This is a genomic window from Pseudomonas sp. MWU12-2020 (genome assembly GCF_023100605.1).
Classification (GTDB): domain Bacteria; phylum Pseudomonadota; class Gammaproteobacteria; order Pseudomonadales; family Pseudomonadaceae; genus Aquipseudomonas; species Aquipseudomonas fluorescens_H.
Genome location: NZ_JALMEX010000011.1, coordinates 57263 through 72524, shown reverse-complemented (window position 1 = coordinate 72524; position 15262 = coordinate 57263). Strand labels below are relative to the sequence as shown.

Annotated in this window: 14 protein-coding genes; 3 read left to right on the top strand and 11 right to left on the bottom strand. The window is 59.9% G+C overall.

Going from position 1 to position 15262, the window contains the following annotated elements:
• Positions 1-202: 202 nt before the first annotated feature.
• The 4 genes from gltP to M0814_RS22325 form a co-directional block, all read right to left on the bottom strand.
• Positions 203-1534, bottom strand: coding sequence for a glutamate/aspartate:proton symporter GltP (gene gltP, locus M0814_RS22340; protein ID WP_103483972.1), 1332 nt, complete (start codon positions 1532-1534; stop codon positions 203-205).
• A gap of 702 nt (positions 1535-2236) precedes the next feature.
• The gene (locus M0814_RS22335) at positions 2237-2701 is read right to left on the bottom strand and encodes an inhibitor of vertebrate lysozyme family protein (protein ID WP_003220283.1); all 465 of its coding nucleotides are present in this window, start codon (positions 2699-2701) and stop codon (positions 2237-2239) included.
• Between the two features lie 2 nt (positions 2702-2703).
• The gene (locus M0814_RS22330; RefSeq protein ID WP_003177151.1) at positions 2704-2868 is read right to left on the bottom strand and encodes a DUF1328 domain-containing protein; all 165 of its coding nucleotides are present in this window, start codon (positions 2866-2868) and stop codon (positions 2704-2706) included.
• Positions 2869-2940: 72 nt separating this feature from the next.
• Positions 2941-3225, bottom strand: coding sequence for a hypothetical protein (locus M0814_RS22325; protein WP_103483971.1), 285 nt, complete (start codon positions 3223-3225; stop codon positions 2941-2943).
• 426 nt (positions 3226-3651) lie between these two features.
• Between M0814_RS22325 and algB the strand changes: the two genes are divergently transcribed.
• Positions 3652-4998 (top strand): sigma-54-dependent response regulator transcription factor AlgB, encoded by a 1347-nt coding sequence (gene algB / locus M0814_RS22320; RefSeq protein WP_003220286.1) that lies wholly within the window; start codon positions 3652-3654, stop codon positions 4996-4998.
• A 10-nt stretch (positions 4999-5008) separates the two neighbouring features.
• A complete protein-coding gene (locus M0814_RS22315) occupies positions 5009-6799 on the top strand; it encodes a KinB sensor domain-containing domain (protein WP_003220288.1) in 1791 nt (596 codons plus the stop codon).
• Here M0814_RS22315 and M0814_RS22310 read toward each other — a convergent pair.
• From M0814_RS22310 to M0814_RS22280, 7 genes are all read right to left on the bottom strand, one after another.
• Complete coding sequence (locus tag M0814_RS22310) at positions 6796-8412, bottom strand: EAL domain-containing protein (protein WP_103483970.1); 1617 nt, start codon at positions 8410-8412, stop codon at positions 6796-6798. The genes M0814_RS22315 and M0814_RS22310 overlap by 4 nt on opposite strands.
• A gap of 73 nt (positions 8413-8485) precedes the next feature.
• Entirely contained in the window at positions 8486-9265 is a 780-nt protein-coding gene (locus tag M0814_RS22305) for an N-acetylmuramoyl-L-alanine amidase (RefSeq protein WP_103483969.1), read from the bottom strand.
• 100 nt (positions 9266-9365) lie between these two features.
• Positions 9366-11447 carry a GGDEF domain-containing protein gene (locus M0814_RS22300; protein ID WP_103483968.1) on the bottom strand — a complete coding sequence of 694 codons (2082 nt, stop codon included), beginning with the start codon at positions 11445-11447 and terminating at the stop codon, positions 9366-9368.
• The gene (locus M0814_RS22295; protein WP_103483967.1) at positions 11444-12322 is read right to left on the bottom strand and encodes an endonuclease/exonuclease/phosphatase family protein; all 879 of its coding nucleotides are present in this window, start codon (positions 12320-12322) and stop codon (positions 11444-11446) included. The genes M0814_RS22300 and M0814_RS22295 overlap by 4 nt, the downstream gene beginning before the upstream one ends.
• Positions 12323-12336: 14 nt before the next feature.
• Complete coding sequence (locus tag M0814_RS22290) at positions 12337-12978, bottom strand: thiol:disulfide interchange protein DsbA/DsbL (protein ID WP_103483966.1); 642 nt, start codon at positions 12976-12978, stop codon at positions 12337-12339.
• A gap of 200 nt (positions 12979-13178) precedes the next feature.
• A complete protein-coding gene (locus tag M0814_RS22285; RefSeq protein ID WP_003220305.1) occupies positions 13179-13784 on the bottom strand; it encodes a c-type cytochrome in 606 nt (201 codons plus the stop codon).
• Between the two features lie 32 nt (positions 13785-13816).
• On the bottom strand, positions 13817-14122 hold the full coding sequence (locus M0814_RS22280; RefSeq protein ID WP_003220307.1) for a c-type cytochrome: 306 nt from the start codon (positions 14120-14122) through the stop codon (positions 13817-13819).
• Positions 14123-14313: 191 nt separating this feature from the next.
• Between M0814_RS22280 and yihA the strand changes: the two genes are divergently transcribed.
• Positions 14314-14964 (top strand): ribosome biogenesis GTP-binding protein YihA/YsxC, encoded by a 651-nt coding sequence (yihA, locus tag M0814_RS22275; RefSeq protein ID WP_003220309.1) that lies wholly within the window; start codon positions 14314-14316, stop codon positions 14962-14964.
• Positions 14965-15262: the final 298 nt, after the last annotated feature.

The following is a 15262-nucleotide window of genomic DNA, read 5'->3' as shown; positions in this document are numbered from 1 at the left end:
CAGTCAAATCCCCCGGAAGATGCGGCGAATGATAGCGGGGTCGCCAGAAACGACAAACCCCGGATTGCTCCGGGGTTTGTCGGTAAGGCTTGCATCAGTCACTGTGGGAGCGAGCTTGCTCGCGAAGGCGGTGTGTCAATCAACATAATTGTTGGATGTGCCGGCCTCTTCGCGAGCAAGCTCGCTCCCACAGGGATTTGCATTATGGCTTGGAGATCTCGCCAGCCGGCAGTTTTTCCTTGCTGCGCCAGTGCGGCAGGGAGTTCCAGTAGCGTTCGCCCTTGGCGTCGTCGTACATGCCTTCCCAACGTGCGATAACCAGGACTGCCAGGGCGTTGCCGATCACGTTCAGTGCGGTACGCGCCATGTCCATGATGCGGTCGACACCGGCGATGAACGCCAGACCTTCCAGTGGGATACCCACGCTGCCCAGAGTCGCCAGCAGCACCACGAAGGACACGCCCGGTACACCGGCGATGCCTTTGGAGGTCACCATCAGGGTCAGTACCAGCAGCAGTTGCTGGCTGATCGACAGGTCGATGCCGTACAGCTGGGCAATGAAGATCGCGGCGATCGACTGGTACAGGGTCGAACCGTCGAGGTTGAACGAGTAGCCGGTCGGTACCACGAAGGAGCAGATGGCTTTCGGTGCGCCGTAGGCTTCCATCTTTTCGATGACGCGTGGCAGCACGGTTTCCGAGGAGGCGGTGGAGTACGCCAGGACCAGCTCATCCTTGAAGATGCGCATCAGCTTGATCACCGAGAAGCCGAACAGCTTGGCGATCAGGCCCAGCACCACGAAGGCGAAGAAGGCGATGGCGACGTAAACCAGGATCACCAGTTTGGCCAGCGGCAGCAGCGAGGCGAAGCCGAAGTTGGCCACGGTCACCGCGATCAGGGCGAACACGCCGATCGGGGCGTAGTTCATGATCATGTGGGTGACTTTGAACATGCTTTCCGAGACGCCCTGGAACATCTTCACCAGCGGCTCGCGCAGGTCCGACTGCAGGCTCGACAGGCCGAGACCGAACAGCACGGAGAAGAAGATGATCGGCAGCATCTCGCCGCGGGCCATGGCCGCGAAGATGTTCGACGGGATCAGGTTGAGGATGGTCTCGATGAACGCGTGTTCATGCTGCACTTCGGCGGCGGTCGCCTGGTACTTGGAGATATCCACTGTGCCCAGGGTGCTCATGTCGATGCCGGCGCCCGGATGGAACACGTTGGCCAGCAGCAGGCCGACGATAATCGCGATGGTGGTGACGACTTCGAAGTAGATGATGGTCTTCAGGCCGATACGCCCGAGCTTCTTGGCGTCGCCCACGCCAGCAATGCCGACGATCAGGGAAGAGATGACGATCGGGATCACGATCATCTTGATCAGACGGATAAAGATATCGCCTGCCGGTTGCAGGACGTTGCTGATCCACCAGGCTTTCTCGGCATTGAAGTGGTTGAGCAACGCTCCGATTGCAATCCCTAATACCAGACCGATGAGGATCTGCCAGGCGAGGCTGAGTTTTGCCTTCTTCATTATCTTTACCCTTACTTGCGTTTGACTCAGGCACATGCAGGAACTGGAACGCTCTTTCAGCGGAAAAGTCTGTGCATCTGCCTCCGTATAAGGTGCCCCGAAGCGCGTGTTTACGGCTCTTCGGCAGGCGAAAAAAGGCGCAACTATTCCGATGCAAGGTTGCGCCGTCTAATGCCGTAAACGCCTACCCTATGCCGAATCGGCATGAGCTTTTTTAAATGAAACTGGCGTCCCAACCGGTTCGATTACGACATTTCAGCCGGCATAAGTGCCGTGAACCGGCCATTACAGCCGAGGTTGGTTATTTTTTGAACGAGTGAATTCGTCGGAAAATTTAGGAAAAAGCCTACATTTGCAGACTAGATCTCCCACTGTTTAAAGGGACTCTTTCTCGATATACGGTCGCCAGGAAACACCGCGAAATGTTTTCGCGCGCAGTGTGAGGCATTAAAAGACGAGCAGGACGCTCTAGATCAATGTTTTTGCATCGGACAAAGCTCAGCGCAAGTCCGTCGAACCGCTGTGGGTCGGCGAACCTGCGTCGCAGCTTTTACCCTGACCCGGCCCTCGCGCAGGCACTCCCTGTACCCGTAGGTCACTCCGACCCTGTAACAGTCAGAACGTCCCGGCCCCCTGGTCATGCGCCGGCCTTCCTCGGGCAGGCGCAATAAAGGGCAGCGGGGCGCTGCCCTCATGTTCGAATCAGTACCAGTTCGGATCTTTCTTCAACGTTTCCATCAACAGGTTCTGCATGCCCTGATCCGGTTTGCCGAGGAAGCGGTAGGTGGCATGTCGCGTGGGCGACTTGTCGGCCGGCAGTCCTTCGGGCACATCGACGAGCATGGCGTACGCATCTTTCTTGTCGAAGCTGAAAGCCACGATCAAGCGGTGGTTGAGGCACTTGTCTGCGGATTCACAGAGTGGGCCGACCAAGTACTTGTCGCCATCTTCAGTCACGGCATTCATCTGCTGGTCTGGCGTGCCGGACAGGTTCATCACCCATTCCGGCAGGCGTTCTTCGTGCTTCACAACGCCTTGCCAGGTTTCCCGGTATTGCGGGTCGGAGCTGAGCAGCTCGTTGACCCGCGCCTGGCCATCATTGGCCGCCATCGCCATGGCACTACCGCCCAGAAGCAGGGCGGCTGCCAGTGTCTTTAAAGCAATCATCGTTAACCTCGGCCGCGACGGCCAAAGAAGAAGGAAGCGATGAACATCACCAGGAACACGACAAAGAGAATCTTGGCGATACCCGTGGCGGTGCCCGCGATACCACCGAAGCCCAGTACGGCGGCGATGATGGCAATGATCAAGAATGTAATTGCCCAGCTCAACATGGTGATTCTCCTTACTTCTCTATTTAGGGATATTGCGTGTTCCGGCGCGATGCGCCCGAATTCTTCGGTTCGTCAGAAAACCCAGCGCTCTTCACGTGGCAGTTGATCCAGCGGCTGTGGCTGATCGACATCCAGCATGCGCATCGAGGCGCTTTCGGCCTGACTGCTGCTGACGGCGCTGAAGTGCGTCTGCGTGCTGTGTTGAATCGAGATCAGTGGCTCAGGCTTCTGGCTGTTTTCCCAGCTCAGGTATTGCTGGCAAGCGATCAGGGTGATCAACAGCGCAAGTACGCCAAACAGGCCTTGCTGAATATGCAGTGGCGAGATACGCACTTGGGCGGCACGTTGGCGAGTCATCCTGGGTTCCTCACTCTTATTCGGTGGGGGCAGTGGAATCTGCCCGGGCTGAATGAGTTATTGCAGGCTGCATGCCAGTTTTTTATTTGGAAAATATTCAATAAAATCAATAAGTTATAAGTGATCAAAATTCAGCGACGGACGCATCCTGCACGATGGGTCGTCTACGGTCGTGCGGAATGCACGATTATTTCGTAGGAGATTTCATTCTTATTGAATTGAGAGCACGTCCCGGATGTCAGAAAAGTACGCAGGGAACCCCCTGTAAATCGGTGATTGTTTAAAAACTCAACAAAATCAATGGATTGGCCGTTAAGGCAGGAGAGAGCTACCCTCCTATGGCTCGCATCGTTCAGAATCAACCATGCAACTTGCCCGATTTTTCCGGGACTAACCCAAGATCAATCACTATGGAGCGTAGGAAAAATGGAATCTGCCACTGAGCATCAAGGCCGCATTCTGCTGGTGGACGACGAGTCCGCCATCCTGCGAACCTTTCGTTACTGCCTCGAAGACGAAGGTTATACGGTGGCCACCGCCAACAGCGCGGCCCAGGCTGAGGCATTGTTGCAACGTCAGGTGTTCGACCTGTGCTTCCTTGATTTGCGTCTGGGTGAAGACAACGGTCTCGATGTACTGGCGCAGATGCGCGTTCAGGCGCCGTGGATGCGCGTGGTGATCGTCACCGCGCACTCGGCAGTCGATACCGCCGTGGACGCGATCCAGGCGGGCGCCGCCGACTATCTGGTCAAACCGTGCAGCCCCGACCAGTTGCGTCTGGCCACCGCCAAGCAACTGGAAGTGCGCCAGCTCTCGGCGCGCCTGGAAGCCCTTGAAGGCGAGATCCGCAAACCCAAGGATGGCCTCGATTCCCACAGCCCGGCGATGAAAGTCGTGCTGGAAACCGCACGTCAGGTCGCTGGTACCGACGCCAATATCCTTATCCTCGGCGAATCCGGCACGGGTAAGGGCGAACTGGCCCGGGCCATTCACGGCTGGAGCAAGCGTGAGAAGAAATCCTGCGTGACCATCAACTGTCCGTCGTTGACCGCCGAGTTGATGGAAAGCGAGCTGTTCGGCCACAGTCGCGGTGCGTTTACCGGCGCCAGCGAAAGCACGCTTGGTCGAGTCAATCAGGCTGACGGCGGTACGCTGTTTCTCGACGAGATCGGCGATTTTCCGCTGACATTGCAACCCAAGTTGCTGCGCTTTATTCAGGACAAGGAGTACGAGCGGGTAGGGGATCCGGTGACCCGCCGCGCCGATGTGCGGATTCTCGCCGCGACCAACCTTAACCTAGAGGACATGGTGCGCGACGGGCGCTTCCGTGAAGACCTGCTCTATCGCCTCAACGTGATCACCCTGCATCTGCCGCCACTGCGCGAGCGTGCCGAAGACATTCTGACCCTGGCTGACCGTTTCCTCGCGCGCTTCGTCAAAGAGTACGCGCGTCCGGCCCGGGGCTTCAGTGACGAGGCGCGGGAGGCGCTGCTGGGTTATCGCTGGCCGGGCAACATCCGTGAGCTGCGTAACGTGGTGGAGCGGGCGAGCATCATCTGCCCGCAGGAACGCGTGGAAATCAGTCACCTGGGCATGGCCGAGCAGCCGGCGAACAACGCACCACGGGTCGGCGCGGCGCTGAGTCTCGATGAGCTGGAAAAAGCCCACATCGGCGCGGTGCTGGCGACGGCAGGCACCCTCGATCAGGCGGCGAAAACCCTAGGCATCGATGCGTCGACCCTGTATCGCAAACGCAAGCAGTACAACCTGTGAGCGCCCGACGATGAAGCTGGCGATGAAGTTGCGCACTCGCTTGTTCCTGAGTATTTCTGCGCTGATCACGGTTGCCTTGCTCGGGCTGTTGCTCGGGCTGGTCAGCGTGATGCAGATGGCCGGTACTCAGGAAGCAACGATTCGCAGCAACTTCGTGACCCTGGATCTGGGGCTCAAATTGCGCCAGACCCTCGGCGACCAATTGGTGCTGATGCTGGCTGAAAAGCCCGATCCCGCGGCGTTCGAGGCGTCAAAGCAGCATTACCTGCAATTACTCGATGAAGGCATTTCGCAGGAGGCAGACGGCGATGGCCGACAGTACGGGTTTACTCAAGCCAAAGCCGATTACCTGAGTTTTCTCCAGGCGTTCGAGCAGTCGCGTGACCCCGGCAACGTGCTCAGTGGCAACAGCGAACTCAGAGAGCGCTTCAACACCTTGCGCAACGGTCTGATCGCCGAACACAAGCATGCGCTGGACAACATCAACGCGGTACAGCATGACGCCCGGGAGCGGGCGCTGCTGGTCTCAGGCTTGCTCGGACTGGTAGGGCTGGCGGTGTTGATCATCGGGTTTGTCACGGCCCATGCGATTGCCCGGCGCTTCGGCGCGCCGATCGAGGCGCTGGCGCAAGCGGCGGACAACATCGGCCAGGGCAATTTCGAAGTCACGCTGCCGATTTCCTCGGCGATGGAAATGAACCAGCTGACCAAGCGCTTCGGCCTCATGGCCGAGGCGCTGCGCGAGCATCAGGCGACCAATATCGACGAGCTGCTGGCCGGTCAGCAGCGCTTGCAGGCGGTGCTCGACAGCATCGACGACGGCTTGCTGATGATCGACCGCGAAGGGCATCTGGAGCACCTCAATCCGGTGGCCCAGCGCCAGTTGGGCTGGGACAGTGACCGCTTGGGGCAGGGCCTTGGCACTGCGCTTGAGCGCCCGGAGCTTGATGCGCAACTGCAACTGGTGCTGCGCGGCGGCAGCCTTGAGCGCGCCCCGGAGGATTTGAGCATCGAGGTCGATGGCGAATCACGCTTGTTGACCTATAGCCTGACTCCGGTCAGCCACACCCAGGGGCATATTCTTGGCGCGGTGATGGTGCTGCACGACGTCACCGAGCAGCGCGCCTTCGAACGGGTACGCAGCGAGTTCGTGCTGCGCGCCTCCCATGAGCTGCGCACGCCGGTCACCGGCATGCACATGGCGTTCGGCCTGTTTCGCGAGCGGGCGAAGTTTCCCCCGGAGTCACGCGAGGCGGACCTGCTCGACACGGTCAACGAAGAGATGCAGCGCCTGATGCAGTTGATCAACGACTTGCTCAACTTCTCGCGCTATCAGAACGGTTTGCAGAAACTCACCCTGGCGCCGTGTTCCATCGAAGATTTGCTGGAGCAGGCGCAGTCGCGTTTCGCCGATTCGGCCGCGGCCAAGGGCATTGCCTTGAACGTCGAAGTGCAGGGGCCGTTGCCGCGCCTGCAGGCCGACCAGGCGCAACTTGAACGGGTGCTCGACAACCTGATCGATAATGCCCTGCGTCATACCGCCCGCGACGGGCAGATCCGCCTGCAAGCGCGCCGGCATGGCGAGCGGGTGATCATCAGCGTCGAAGACAACGGCGAAGGCATTGCCTACGGCCAGCAGGGACGGATTTTCGAACCGTTCGTGCAGGTCGGGCGCAAGAAGGGCGGCGCCGGCCTTGGCCTGGCACTGTGCAAGGAAATTGTGCAGTTGCATGGCGGGCGAATGGGTGTCTATTCGCGGCCGGGGCAGGGCACGCAGTTCTACATGGCGTTGGCGGTCTAGGCTTCGTCGTCCAGCCGGCGCCCGGCGAGGCGCCGTCCACGGGTGATCAGTTCGATGAACTGCACCGCGCTCAGTGCCTGGGCGAACAGCCAGCCCTGACCGAACTTGACCCCCTCACTGCTGAGAAACACCGCTTGTGCTTCGTGCTCGATGCCCTCGGCGATCACCTTCAGATCCAGTGCCTGCGCCATGTGAATGATGTGCGGAGCAACGCCGCTGCTGGCGGCGTCATGGCCGAGGGCATCGATGAAGGCCTTGTCGATTTTCAGGCAATCCACCGGCAGCGTCTGCAAATAGGCGAGGCTGCAGTAGCCAGTGCCGAAATCATCGATCAGCACCTGGTGGCCGACATCACGCAAGGCTTGCAGGTTCTCCCGCGCGACCACCACGTCGATCAGCCCGCGTTCGGTGACCTCAAAGGCAATCTGCCGCGCCGCGACCCGGTGCAGGGTCAACAGCTTGGCCATGACCTGACCGATGCGCGGCACCATCACGTCGCACGCGGCGAGATTGACCGAGATGTACAGCTGCGGGTTGGCGCGCAGCACCGGCCCCAGTTGTTCAAGCAGCCGTTGCAGGACGAAATCGGTCATCTGGCGAATCTGCCCGGTGTTTTCCGCCATGGGGATGAACAGGTCGGGACTGGTCAACGTACCGTCCGGCCGGCGCCAGCGCAGCAGGGCTTCGGCGCCCACGCAGTTGCGGCTGTCGAGGTCGAAGATCGGTTGATACAGCACTTGCAGTTCGCCGCGACGAATCGCGCCCTGAAGCTCGGCGTCCAGCGACTGTCGCTGGCGCACCAGCAGAAACACCAGGAACCCCGACAACGCTCCAAGCAGCAGGCAGACCGGCACCATCCACCACCAGACGGTGGGAATGTGCATGCCGGTTCGTGGCGTGATCAGCACCAACTGGTATTCCGGATTTTTAGTTGGCATGCGGTAGATCAGCCGTGACTGGGTGACTTGCAGCGCTTCGCGGCTTTTTGGTGGCCAGGCCTCGGTCGGTGGCCATGCCTGGGCTTTGCCGAGTACCGGAATAGCTCGCTTGCCGTGATCGAGCACCACCAGCAGGCTGCTGTCCGGTGGCAGGTCGACCATGTCAGTCAAATGCCCTCGGGATGTGGCCACGCGGAAATTGCCGCGCCCGAGCATCAGGGCTGCGCGGTTTTCATCGGGTTCGGTGGTTGTGTTGAGCCAGTAGCTGTAAGTCGGGCCTTTGATGTCCGGCGCACGGACGACCGACAACCCTTCTTGCCGGGGCCGGTTGGAGCAGATTCGCTTGCCGTCCATGTAGGCCGCTTCATAGACGAAGCGATAGTTGAAGGTGACCTGTTGCAGGGTGGCGATCATTTCGTCATCGCAACTGCGTAACGGCTGCGCCTCGAGGTCGTCGAGACTTTCGCGCAATTGCCCGAACAGTTGCTCCAGTCGAGCTAGAAAACGCTCGCCCTGAGCGTTCATCTCCTGGCTCTCGTTCTGTTCGATCTGGTGCATGGCGAAGAACATCCCACCGGCGATCAGCAGCGCAGCGCTGAGGACAGCCGCGATCATCGCCAAAAACCACGGGCGATAGAACCAGCTACGCAGCGTCGCTCGGGTAGCAACCATCATGGAATATCCGAAGAATTACCAATGAGTTATAGCTGCTGATTAAGGTTTCGCCCTGACCGTCGGGCGGGCGTCATTATTTTGTCTGATTGAGTACCAGCAACAACGCGGCTGTTTGCGCGTCCGGCATACCGTCGAAACGTGAAGGGCGGAAATGCATCTGGAAGGCGGCGAGTACATGACGGGTCGCGACATCCAGCTCGCCGGTTTGCGGAGTGTCGTAACCGACGCGCGCCAGCTGTTCCTGAAACCAGCTGATGCTCGGCAGTTCGGCGCTGAACTGCGCCTGCTGGCGGGCCACCGCTTGTTCATCGGGCCATACGCCCAGGCCTTCGGCAGCCAGACGTTTCCACGGGAACAGTGGGCCGGGGTCGAGTTTGCGCAGGGGGGCGATGTCGCTGTGACCGATGATATGGCGCGGGCTGATGCCTTGGCGTTGGCTGATGTCCTTGAGCAGAACGATCAGTGACTGGATCTGCGCTTCGCTGTACGGGAACCAGCGGCGCCCGGTCGGCGTGTCCTTGAAGCCCGGATTGACGATTTCGATGCCGATCGAGCTGGAGTTGAGCCAGGTGCGGCCCTGCCACTGACTTTCCCCGGCATGCCATGCACGCTGGTTTTCATCCATCAGTTTGTAGATGGTGGCGCTTTTGTCGTCGCCGATCAGGTAGTGACTGCTGACTTCGCCGTGGGTCAACAGCTGCAGCGAACGTGCGAGCGATGCAGAGGTGTAATGCACGATCACGAACTGCACGCGGCTGTCGTGATTGGCCGAAGGATGGCTGGTGTCGTAACGCGGGGCGCTGGCACAACCGGCCAGAACGAGCAGCGACGCGAGGAGGGCAAAAAATTTCATGGTAGAAGGCAGTACACGCAAGACAGTAATGCAACAGTGTAACGTACTGCCTTGCGTCTCGACGGCCGACGAGCTGATTTAAACAAAATGGAACAATTGCTCAGCCCAGTTCGACCCGGTTACGCCCGCCATTTTTCGCGCGGTACAGCGCCTGATCGGCTCTTTTGAGCACCAGATCGCTGTGTTCTCCAGTCCTGAACGACGCCAGGCCCATGGAAATGGTGATCGTCACCCGTTCACCCTTGAAGTGAAACGGGCAGGCTTCGATCGCCGCGCGCAGGCTTTCCAGCAGTTTGGCGCCCACGGCCGGCGTGGTCGCCGGCAGCAGCAGAACGAATTCTTCGCCACCAAAGCGGGCAATGAAATCTGCACCGCGCAGGCGTTTGCGCAGTACGGTGGCGATGATCTTCAGTACCTTGTCGCCGGCCAGATGGCCGTAGTTGTCGTTGATGCGTTTGAAATGATCGAGGTCGAGCATCGCCAGACTCAAGGTGTTGCCGTGTTGCTGCCACTGCTTGATCTCGTGTTCCAGCCGTTCGCTCCAGGCGGCGCGGTTGGGCAGGCCGGTCAACGGATCGATCAGGGCTTTCTGCCGTTGTTCTTCCAAGTGTTCGCGAAAGCCCAGGGCTTCCTGTTCCATGTGCGCCACGCGCTCGGCCAGCCCCTTGAGACGTGCCGCCACTTCCTGCTCGCGGGCATCACGTTGTTTCTGGTGCTGGTCCATGGTGCCGAGCAGGCCTTCGAGATGGTTCTCCAGCACCTGCTTGAGGTCATCCAGATCAGCCGCTTCCTGCATGCTGGTCTGCAAGCCGTCGACTTGCTCGCGGATCTGCGTGTCCATTGCCCGCGCCGCCGAGCTGTTGTCGGCGTGGCCCTCGCTGGCGGCCTGCAAGTTGCTCTGGAACGCTTCGAGGCGTTCGTTGAGTTGTTGCAGATAGGCTTCGAACTCGTGCTGGCCGCTGTCGGTGATGGCCAGCATCAAGGTCGCAAGATCATCGAGAATCGGCAGCAGTTCGTACCAGTTAAGGCCATTTTTCAAACGGTCGCGCATCGCCTCGGCCTGCGGGCGATGGCGCTCGGGCAAGGTCAGGTCGTCGAGCAGCCCGATCAGCGTGTCTTCGATGTGTTTGGCCACCGAGCTGTAGGACGGCTCCGGCGAGTCGGGCAGGGCGTACAGAATGTCCTGCTCGGGTTGCTCCGGATCGATAGCGGCCAGGGCCTGGGCGATCGGTTCGGGCAGGGGCAGGCTGTCGAGCAGCAACGGTGTCGGGCTGTCACCGGGGTGGATCAACTCGTCGGGGTTGATCGCGGCAACCAGCGCTGGTGATGTGATCGGGGTGGCCGGCCGCGCGACTTCCGGTTCGGTTGCCGGCAGTGCGGGCGCGGCAGCGGGTTCGCTGATCGGCTCGACCGCAACCACGGGTGGCACAAATGAAACCACGGGCGATTCGGCCTGGGGTTGCACGGCTGGCGTTTGCTGAAGCTCAGCCTCCGGTGGTTGCGCGATGGTCTCTGCGGTGACCGGCGCTACCGGCACCGGTTCGATTGCTTTTGTCGGCACGGGCACGGGCACCGGCTCTGGCGCAGGTCCCGCGCTGGGTGGCGCAGGCGCTTGAGGCTGATCCGGGGCCGGCGGCGCGGCTGTTGCCTCTTCACTGTCGCGGCTGCCAAACAAACGCTGCAGAAAGCCCGGACGGTCCGGCTCGGCCGGTGTTTCCAGCTGGCTCAACGCCTTGCCCTGCAAACCGCTGAGTTCGCTCAGCAGCAGCGGCATTTCCCGCGCCTGACCGACCCGGCTGTCGAGTTGCTTGGCGAATTTCTTCAGCGGCTGAGCGACTTCCCGAGGCAGCGGCAAGGCTTGCAGTTGGGTGACCAGTGCGGTCAGCGCGGTGCTGACCTGATCGATTCGGGTCTCGCGGCGCTGCTCGGAGTCGAGCACGGCTTTTTCCAGGCGCGGCAGCAGGGCAGCGAGGCCGGCGTCCATGTCGTCGGTGCGCACCACGTCGCGCATCTCTTTCATGCACTGATCAACGACTTTGTCGGTGCCTTCAGCGGCCAGCGTGCTGCGCACCAGACCGCGACGCAGCAAGTCGAGCCGGGCGGCCCAGCGACGTTCGAGCTTGTCCTGTTGTTCGATGCTTTTAAGGTACTTCTCTTTCCAGCGCTGGGCGTCGTCGCTCATTCAGGGGTTCCGCGAGGGGCAGGACTCATCGCGGGCAATGCATCGGCCGTGAGCGAACCCGGCAGACGGATCTCTACCGCGACCGGCAGGTGATCGGAAATGGGTTGAGCCAGCACTTCGACCTTTTCCAGGGTCAGGGTCGGGCTGAGCAAAATATGATCCAGGCAACGCTGCGGCCGCCAGCTGGGGAACGTCGCTTCCATCTGCGGGGCCAGCAGGCCGAGATCGCGTAACGGTGAGTGTTGTAGCAGATCACTGGCATGGGTGTTCATGTCGCCCATCAATATCTGGTGCTTGTAGCCACCGATCAGATCGCGAATGTAGGCCAGTTGCAAGCTGCGCACCCGGGCGCCGAGGGCCAGGTGCATCATCACCACTACCAGCGCCTCCGGACCTTCGCCGAAGCGCAGCAGGATCGCGCCGCGACCTTTCGGGCCTGGTAGCGGATGATCTTCGATCGCCCACGGCTTCAGGCGACTGAGCACGCCATTGCTGTGCTGGGCCAGTCGGCCGAGGTTGCGATTGAGTTGTTGATACCAGTAGGGGAAGGCGCCGAGGTGGGCCAGGTGTTCGACTTGATTGACGTAGCCTGAGCGCAGGCTGCCGCCATCGGCTTCCTGCAGGGCGACCAGATCGAAGTCGCCAAGCAGGTCGCCGATTTTTTGCAGATTGCCTGAGCGCCCGGTGTGCGGCAGCAGATGCTGCCAGCTGCGCGTCAGGTAGTGCCGATAGCGCTCGGTGCTGATGCCGACCTGGATGTTGAAGCTGAGCAAGCGCAGACGATGGTCTGCGGGCAGGCCCGTGGACTCCAGGTGATGCTCGTTGACCTGCGGATCATGCAGGCCAACGATGCGTTCGGTGCCCCAGCGGCGCATGGCGATTACCGCGCTTAGTTGGCAGCTGCCTTGTTGGCCGCTCGCTCTTTGGCGATCAGTTGATCAGCCAGTTGCAGCGCTTCTTTTTCGCCACCGGCAGAGCCGACGTCAAAGCGGTATTTGCCGTTGACGATCATGGTTGGAACGCCGGAGATTTCATACTTCTTGGCCAAATCTTTGGCTTTTACGATCTGACCCTTGATGGCGAACGAGTTGAAGGTGGCCAGGAACTTGTCCTTGTCCACGCCCTGAGTGGCAAGGAAGTCGGCCATGTCTTCCGGCTTGGTCAGGCGCTTGCCTTCTTTCTGGATGGCATTGAATACCTCAGCGTGAACCTTGTGCTCGACGCCCATCGCCTCTAGGGTCAGGAACATCTGGCCATGAGCGTCCCACGCGCCGCCGAACATGGCCGGAATACGCACGAAGTTGACGTCGGAGGGCAGTTTTTCAACCCAGGGATTGATCACCGGCTCGAACGCGTAGCAGTGCGGGCAGCCGTACCAGAACAGCTCCACCACTTCGATCTTGCCAGGTACTGCCACCGGCACCGGGTTGGCCAGCTCGACATAAGGGGCGGTCGGTGCTTCGGCAGCCTGGGCGGTGAAGCCGAACAGGCTGGCAGCGACGAGAGCGGCGCTGATGATCAGATTACGCATGCTTTACTCCTGGACAATTTTGGTCGCCTCGCGCGACCTGTTTTCAGACAGATCCTGGCGGGCATGAGTTCTGTAGTGTAACGGCAGCGGCCACAAAAAAGGGCAGCCAAAGCCACCCTTTTTATACTTGCTGCGACGGATTAATCGAGCGTTAACGTTGCAGGAGATGTCCATCAGCTGTAACGCTCGATTCAGGGCGGTTAGTGCAGGCCCTGGATGTAGCTGGAGACTGCCTCGATGTCTTTATTGCTCAGCTTCGCGGCGACGCTGCGCATGACCATGGTGTCGCCGTCGTTGGTTCGATCACCCTCACGGAAGTCGGTCAACTGCTTCTTGATGTACTGAGCGTGTTGGCCACCCAGATGCGGGAAGCCGGCGGCGGCATTCCCTGCTCCATTCGGCGAGTGGCAACCCGTGCAGGCCGGCATGCCTTGATCCAGTTTGCCGCCACGGAAAAGCGCTTCACCATGAGCGACGATCTTAGGATCGGCTGCGCCGACGCTGCCTTTCTGGCTGGCGAAGTAGGCGGCGATGTCAGCCAGATCCTGATCGCTCAAGTTGGTCAGCAGGCCGGTCATTTCCAGAACGACGCGCTTGCCCGATTTGATGTCGTGCAACTGCTTGTCGAGGTAGCGTTCACCTTGACCTGCCAGTTTCGGGAAGTTTGGCGCCATGCTGTTGCCATCCGGACCATGGCAGGCTCCGCATACGGCAGCTTTGGCCTGGCCGGCGGCGGCATCACCGGCAGCATGGGCGAAGCCTGAAATTCCCACGGTCAACAGCAGACTCACGATCAATTTGTTCATCAGCTAATCCAACTACGGCTAAGGGTTAAGAGTTATGGACCGGGTTTACTCTCGCTCATCCAAAGGATGATGGCCTGGTAATCCTCGGCACTGCAGTCCATGCACAAACCACGCGGCGGCATCGCCTTGAAACCCTGGGTCACGTGTTGCACCAGCGTCCCCATACCTTTCGCCAACCTCGGCGTCCAAGCTGCCTGATCGCCTCTTTCGGGCGCCATGGGTAGTTGGCCGGAATGACAGGCACCACAAACACGGTTGTACACGGCTTCCGGTTCCTGTGTAGCCTGTGCGCCGCAAAGCGGTATCAGGACTCCGGCAGCCAGCAGCCATTTCGTCATAAAACGACCTTTTCAGGGTTGAGAGCGTTCTGCGTTCTGATGCGCAATCAAGGTCTTTGGCTCTCGTGAACTTCATCCTTCGCTGGGACAAAGCACACACAAAATCTGCGGCATTATATACTGGCGTCACTGAAACGGAAGCGACACCGCGTTCCGCGCCCAATCCCGGCGCCGCCCACATCGGAAATCCCATGCAACTCAAGAATCCCATCCTCGGCCTGTGCCAACAGTCCACGTTCATGCTCAGTGCCGCCAAAGTCGATCAATGCCCTGACGACGAAGGCTTCGAAGTGGCGTTCGCCGGTCGTTCCAACGCTGGTAAATCCAGCGCACTGAACACCCTGACTCACGCCAGCCTGGCGCGCACCTCGAAAACTCCGGGTCGCACACAGCTGTTGAACTTCTTCAAGCTAGACGATGAACGGCGTCTGGTCGACCTGCCGGGCTACGGTTATGCAAAAGTACCGATCCCGCTCAAGCAACACTGGCAGCGTCACCTCGAGGCTTACCTCGGTGGCCGCGAGAGTTTGAAGGGTTTGATTCTGATGATGGACATCCGTCATCCAATGACCGATTTCGACCTGCTGATGCTCGACTGGGCCGTTGCCGCCGGCATGCCGATGCACATTCTGCTGACCAAGGCCGACAAGCTGACCTACGGCGCAGCCAAGAACACGCTGCTGAAAGTGCAATCGGAAATCCGCAAGGGCTGGGGTGATCTGGTGACGATCCAGCTGTTCTCGGCGCCAAAACGCATGGGCCTGGAAGAGGCCTACACTGTGTTGGCAGGCTGGATGGAACTGGCTGACAAGGGCGCCGAAGCGGCGACCGAGGCAGAATAAGGGAATATCAAAACTGTCTGTGGTGCTGCCAGGCAAGGCAAAAGTGCAACAAAAAAGCGGAGTTTAGGGGACCTAAATGAGCATTTTTTGTTGCGCTTTTAACGCAGCATGGCTGCGCCACAGGCAGTTTTGAGGCAAAAAAAGCCCCGGACTTCATATGGGGAGGGAGAAGTTCCGGGGTTTAAGCTCCGAACCGCTAGGGCGGGGTTCAGATATCTGCCAACACTTAACACAACATAGGAGCATTGAAGGGCTTCACCAGCCATTCAGTATCTCTGAGTAGTGAGTTGTCAGATTA

Coding starts and splice junctions, on each gene's coding strand:
- M0814_RS22335 (WP_003220283.1), bottom strand. CDS start 2,701: ATGATTGCTTTAAAGACACTGGCAGCCGCCCTGCTTCTGGGCGGTAGT.
- gltP (WP_103483972.1), bottom strand. CDS start 1,534: ATGAAGAAGGCAAAACTCAGCCTCGCCTGGCAGATCCTCATCGGTCTG.
- M0814_RS22295 (WP_103483967.1), bottom strand. CDS start 12,322: ATGCGCCGCTGGGGCACCGAACGCATCGTTGGCCTGCATGATCCGCAG.
- M0814_RS22325 (WP_103483971.1), bottom strand. CDS start 3,225: ATGACTCGCCAACGTGCCGCCCAAGTGCGTATCTCGCCACTGCATATT.
- M0814_RS22285 (WP_003220305.1), bottom strand. CDS start 13,784: ATGAACAAATTGATCGTGAGTCTGCTGTTGACCGTGGGAATTTCAGGC.
- M0814_RS22315 (WP_003220288.1), top strand. CDS start 5,009: ATGAAGCTGGCGATGAAGTTGCGCACTCGCTTGTTCCTGAGTATTTCT.
- M0814_RS22310 (WP_103483970.1), bottom strand. CDS start 8,412: ATGATGGTTGCTACCCGAGCGACGCTGCGTAGCTGGTTCTATCGCCCG.
- algB (WP_003220286.1), top strand. CDS start 3,652: ATGGAATCTGCCACTGAGCATCAAGGCCGCATTCTGCTGGTGGACGAC.
- M0814_RS22290 (WP_103483966.1), bottom strand. CDS start 12,978: ATGCGTAATCTGATCATCAGCGCCGCTCTCGTCGCTGCCAGCCTGTTC.
- M0814_RS22280 (WP_003220307.1), bottom strand. CDS start 14,122: ATGACGAAATGGCTGCTGGCTGCCGGAGTCCTGATACCGCTTTGCGGC.
- M0814_RS22330 (WP_003177151.1), bottom strand. CDS start 2,868: ATGTTGAGCTGGGCAATTACATTCTTGATCATTGCCATCATCGCCGCC.
- yihA (WP_003220309.1), top strand. CDS start 14,314: ATGCAACTCAAGAATCCCATCCTCGGCCTGTGCCAACAGTCCACGTTC.
- M0814_RS22300 (WP_103483968.1), bottom strand. CDS start 11,447: ATGAGCGACGACGCCCAGCGCTGGAAAGAGAAGTACCTTAAAAGCATC.
- M0814_RS22305 (WP_103483969.1), bottom strand. CDS start 9,265: ATGAAATTTTTTGCCCTCCTCGCGTCGCTGCTCGTTCTGGCCGGTTGT.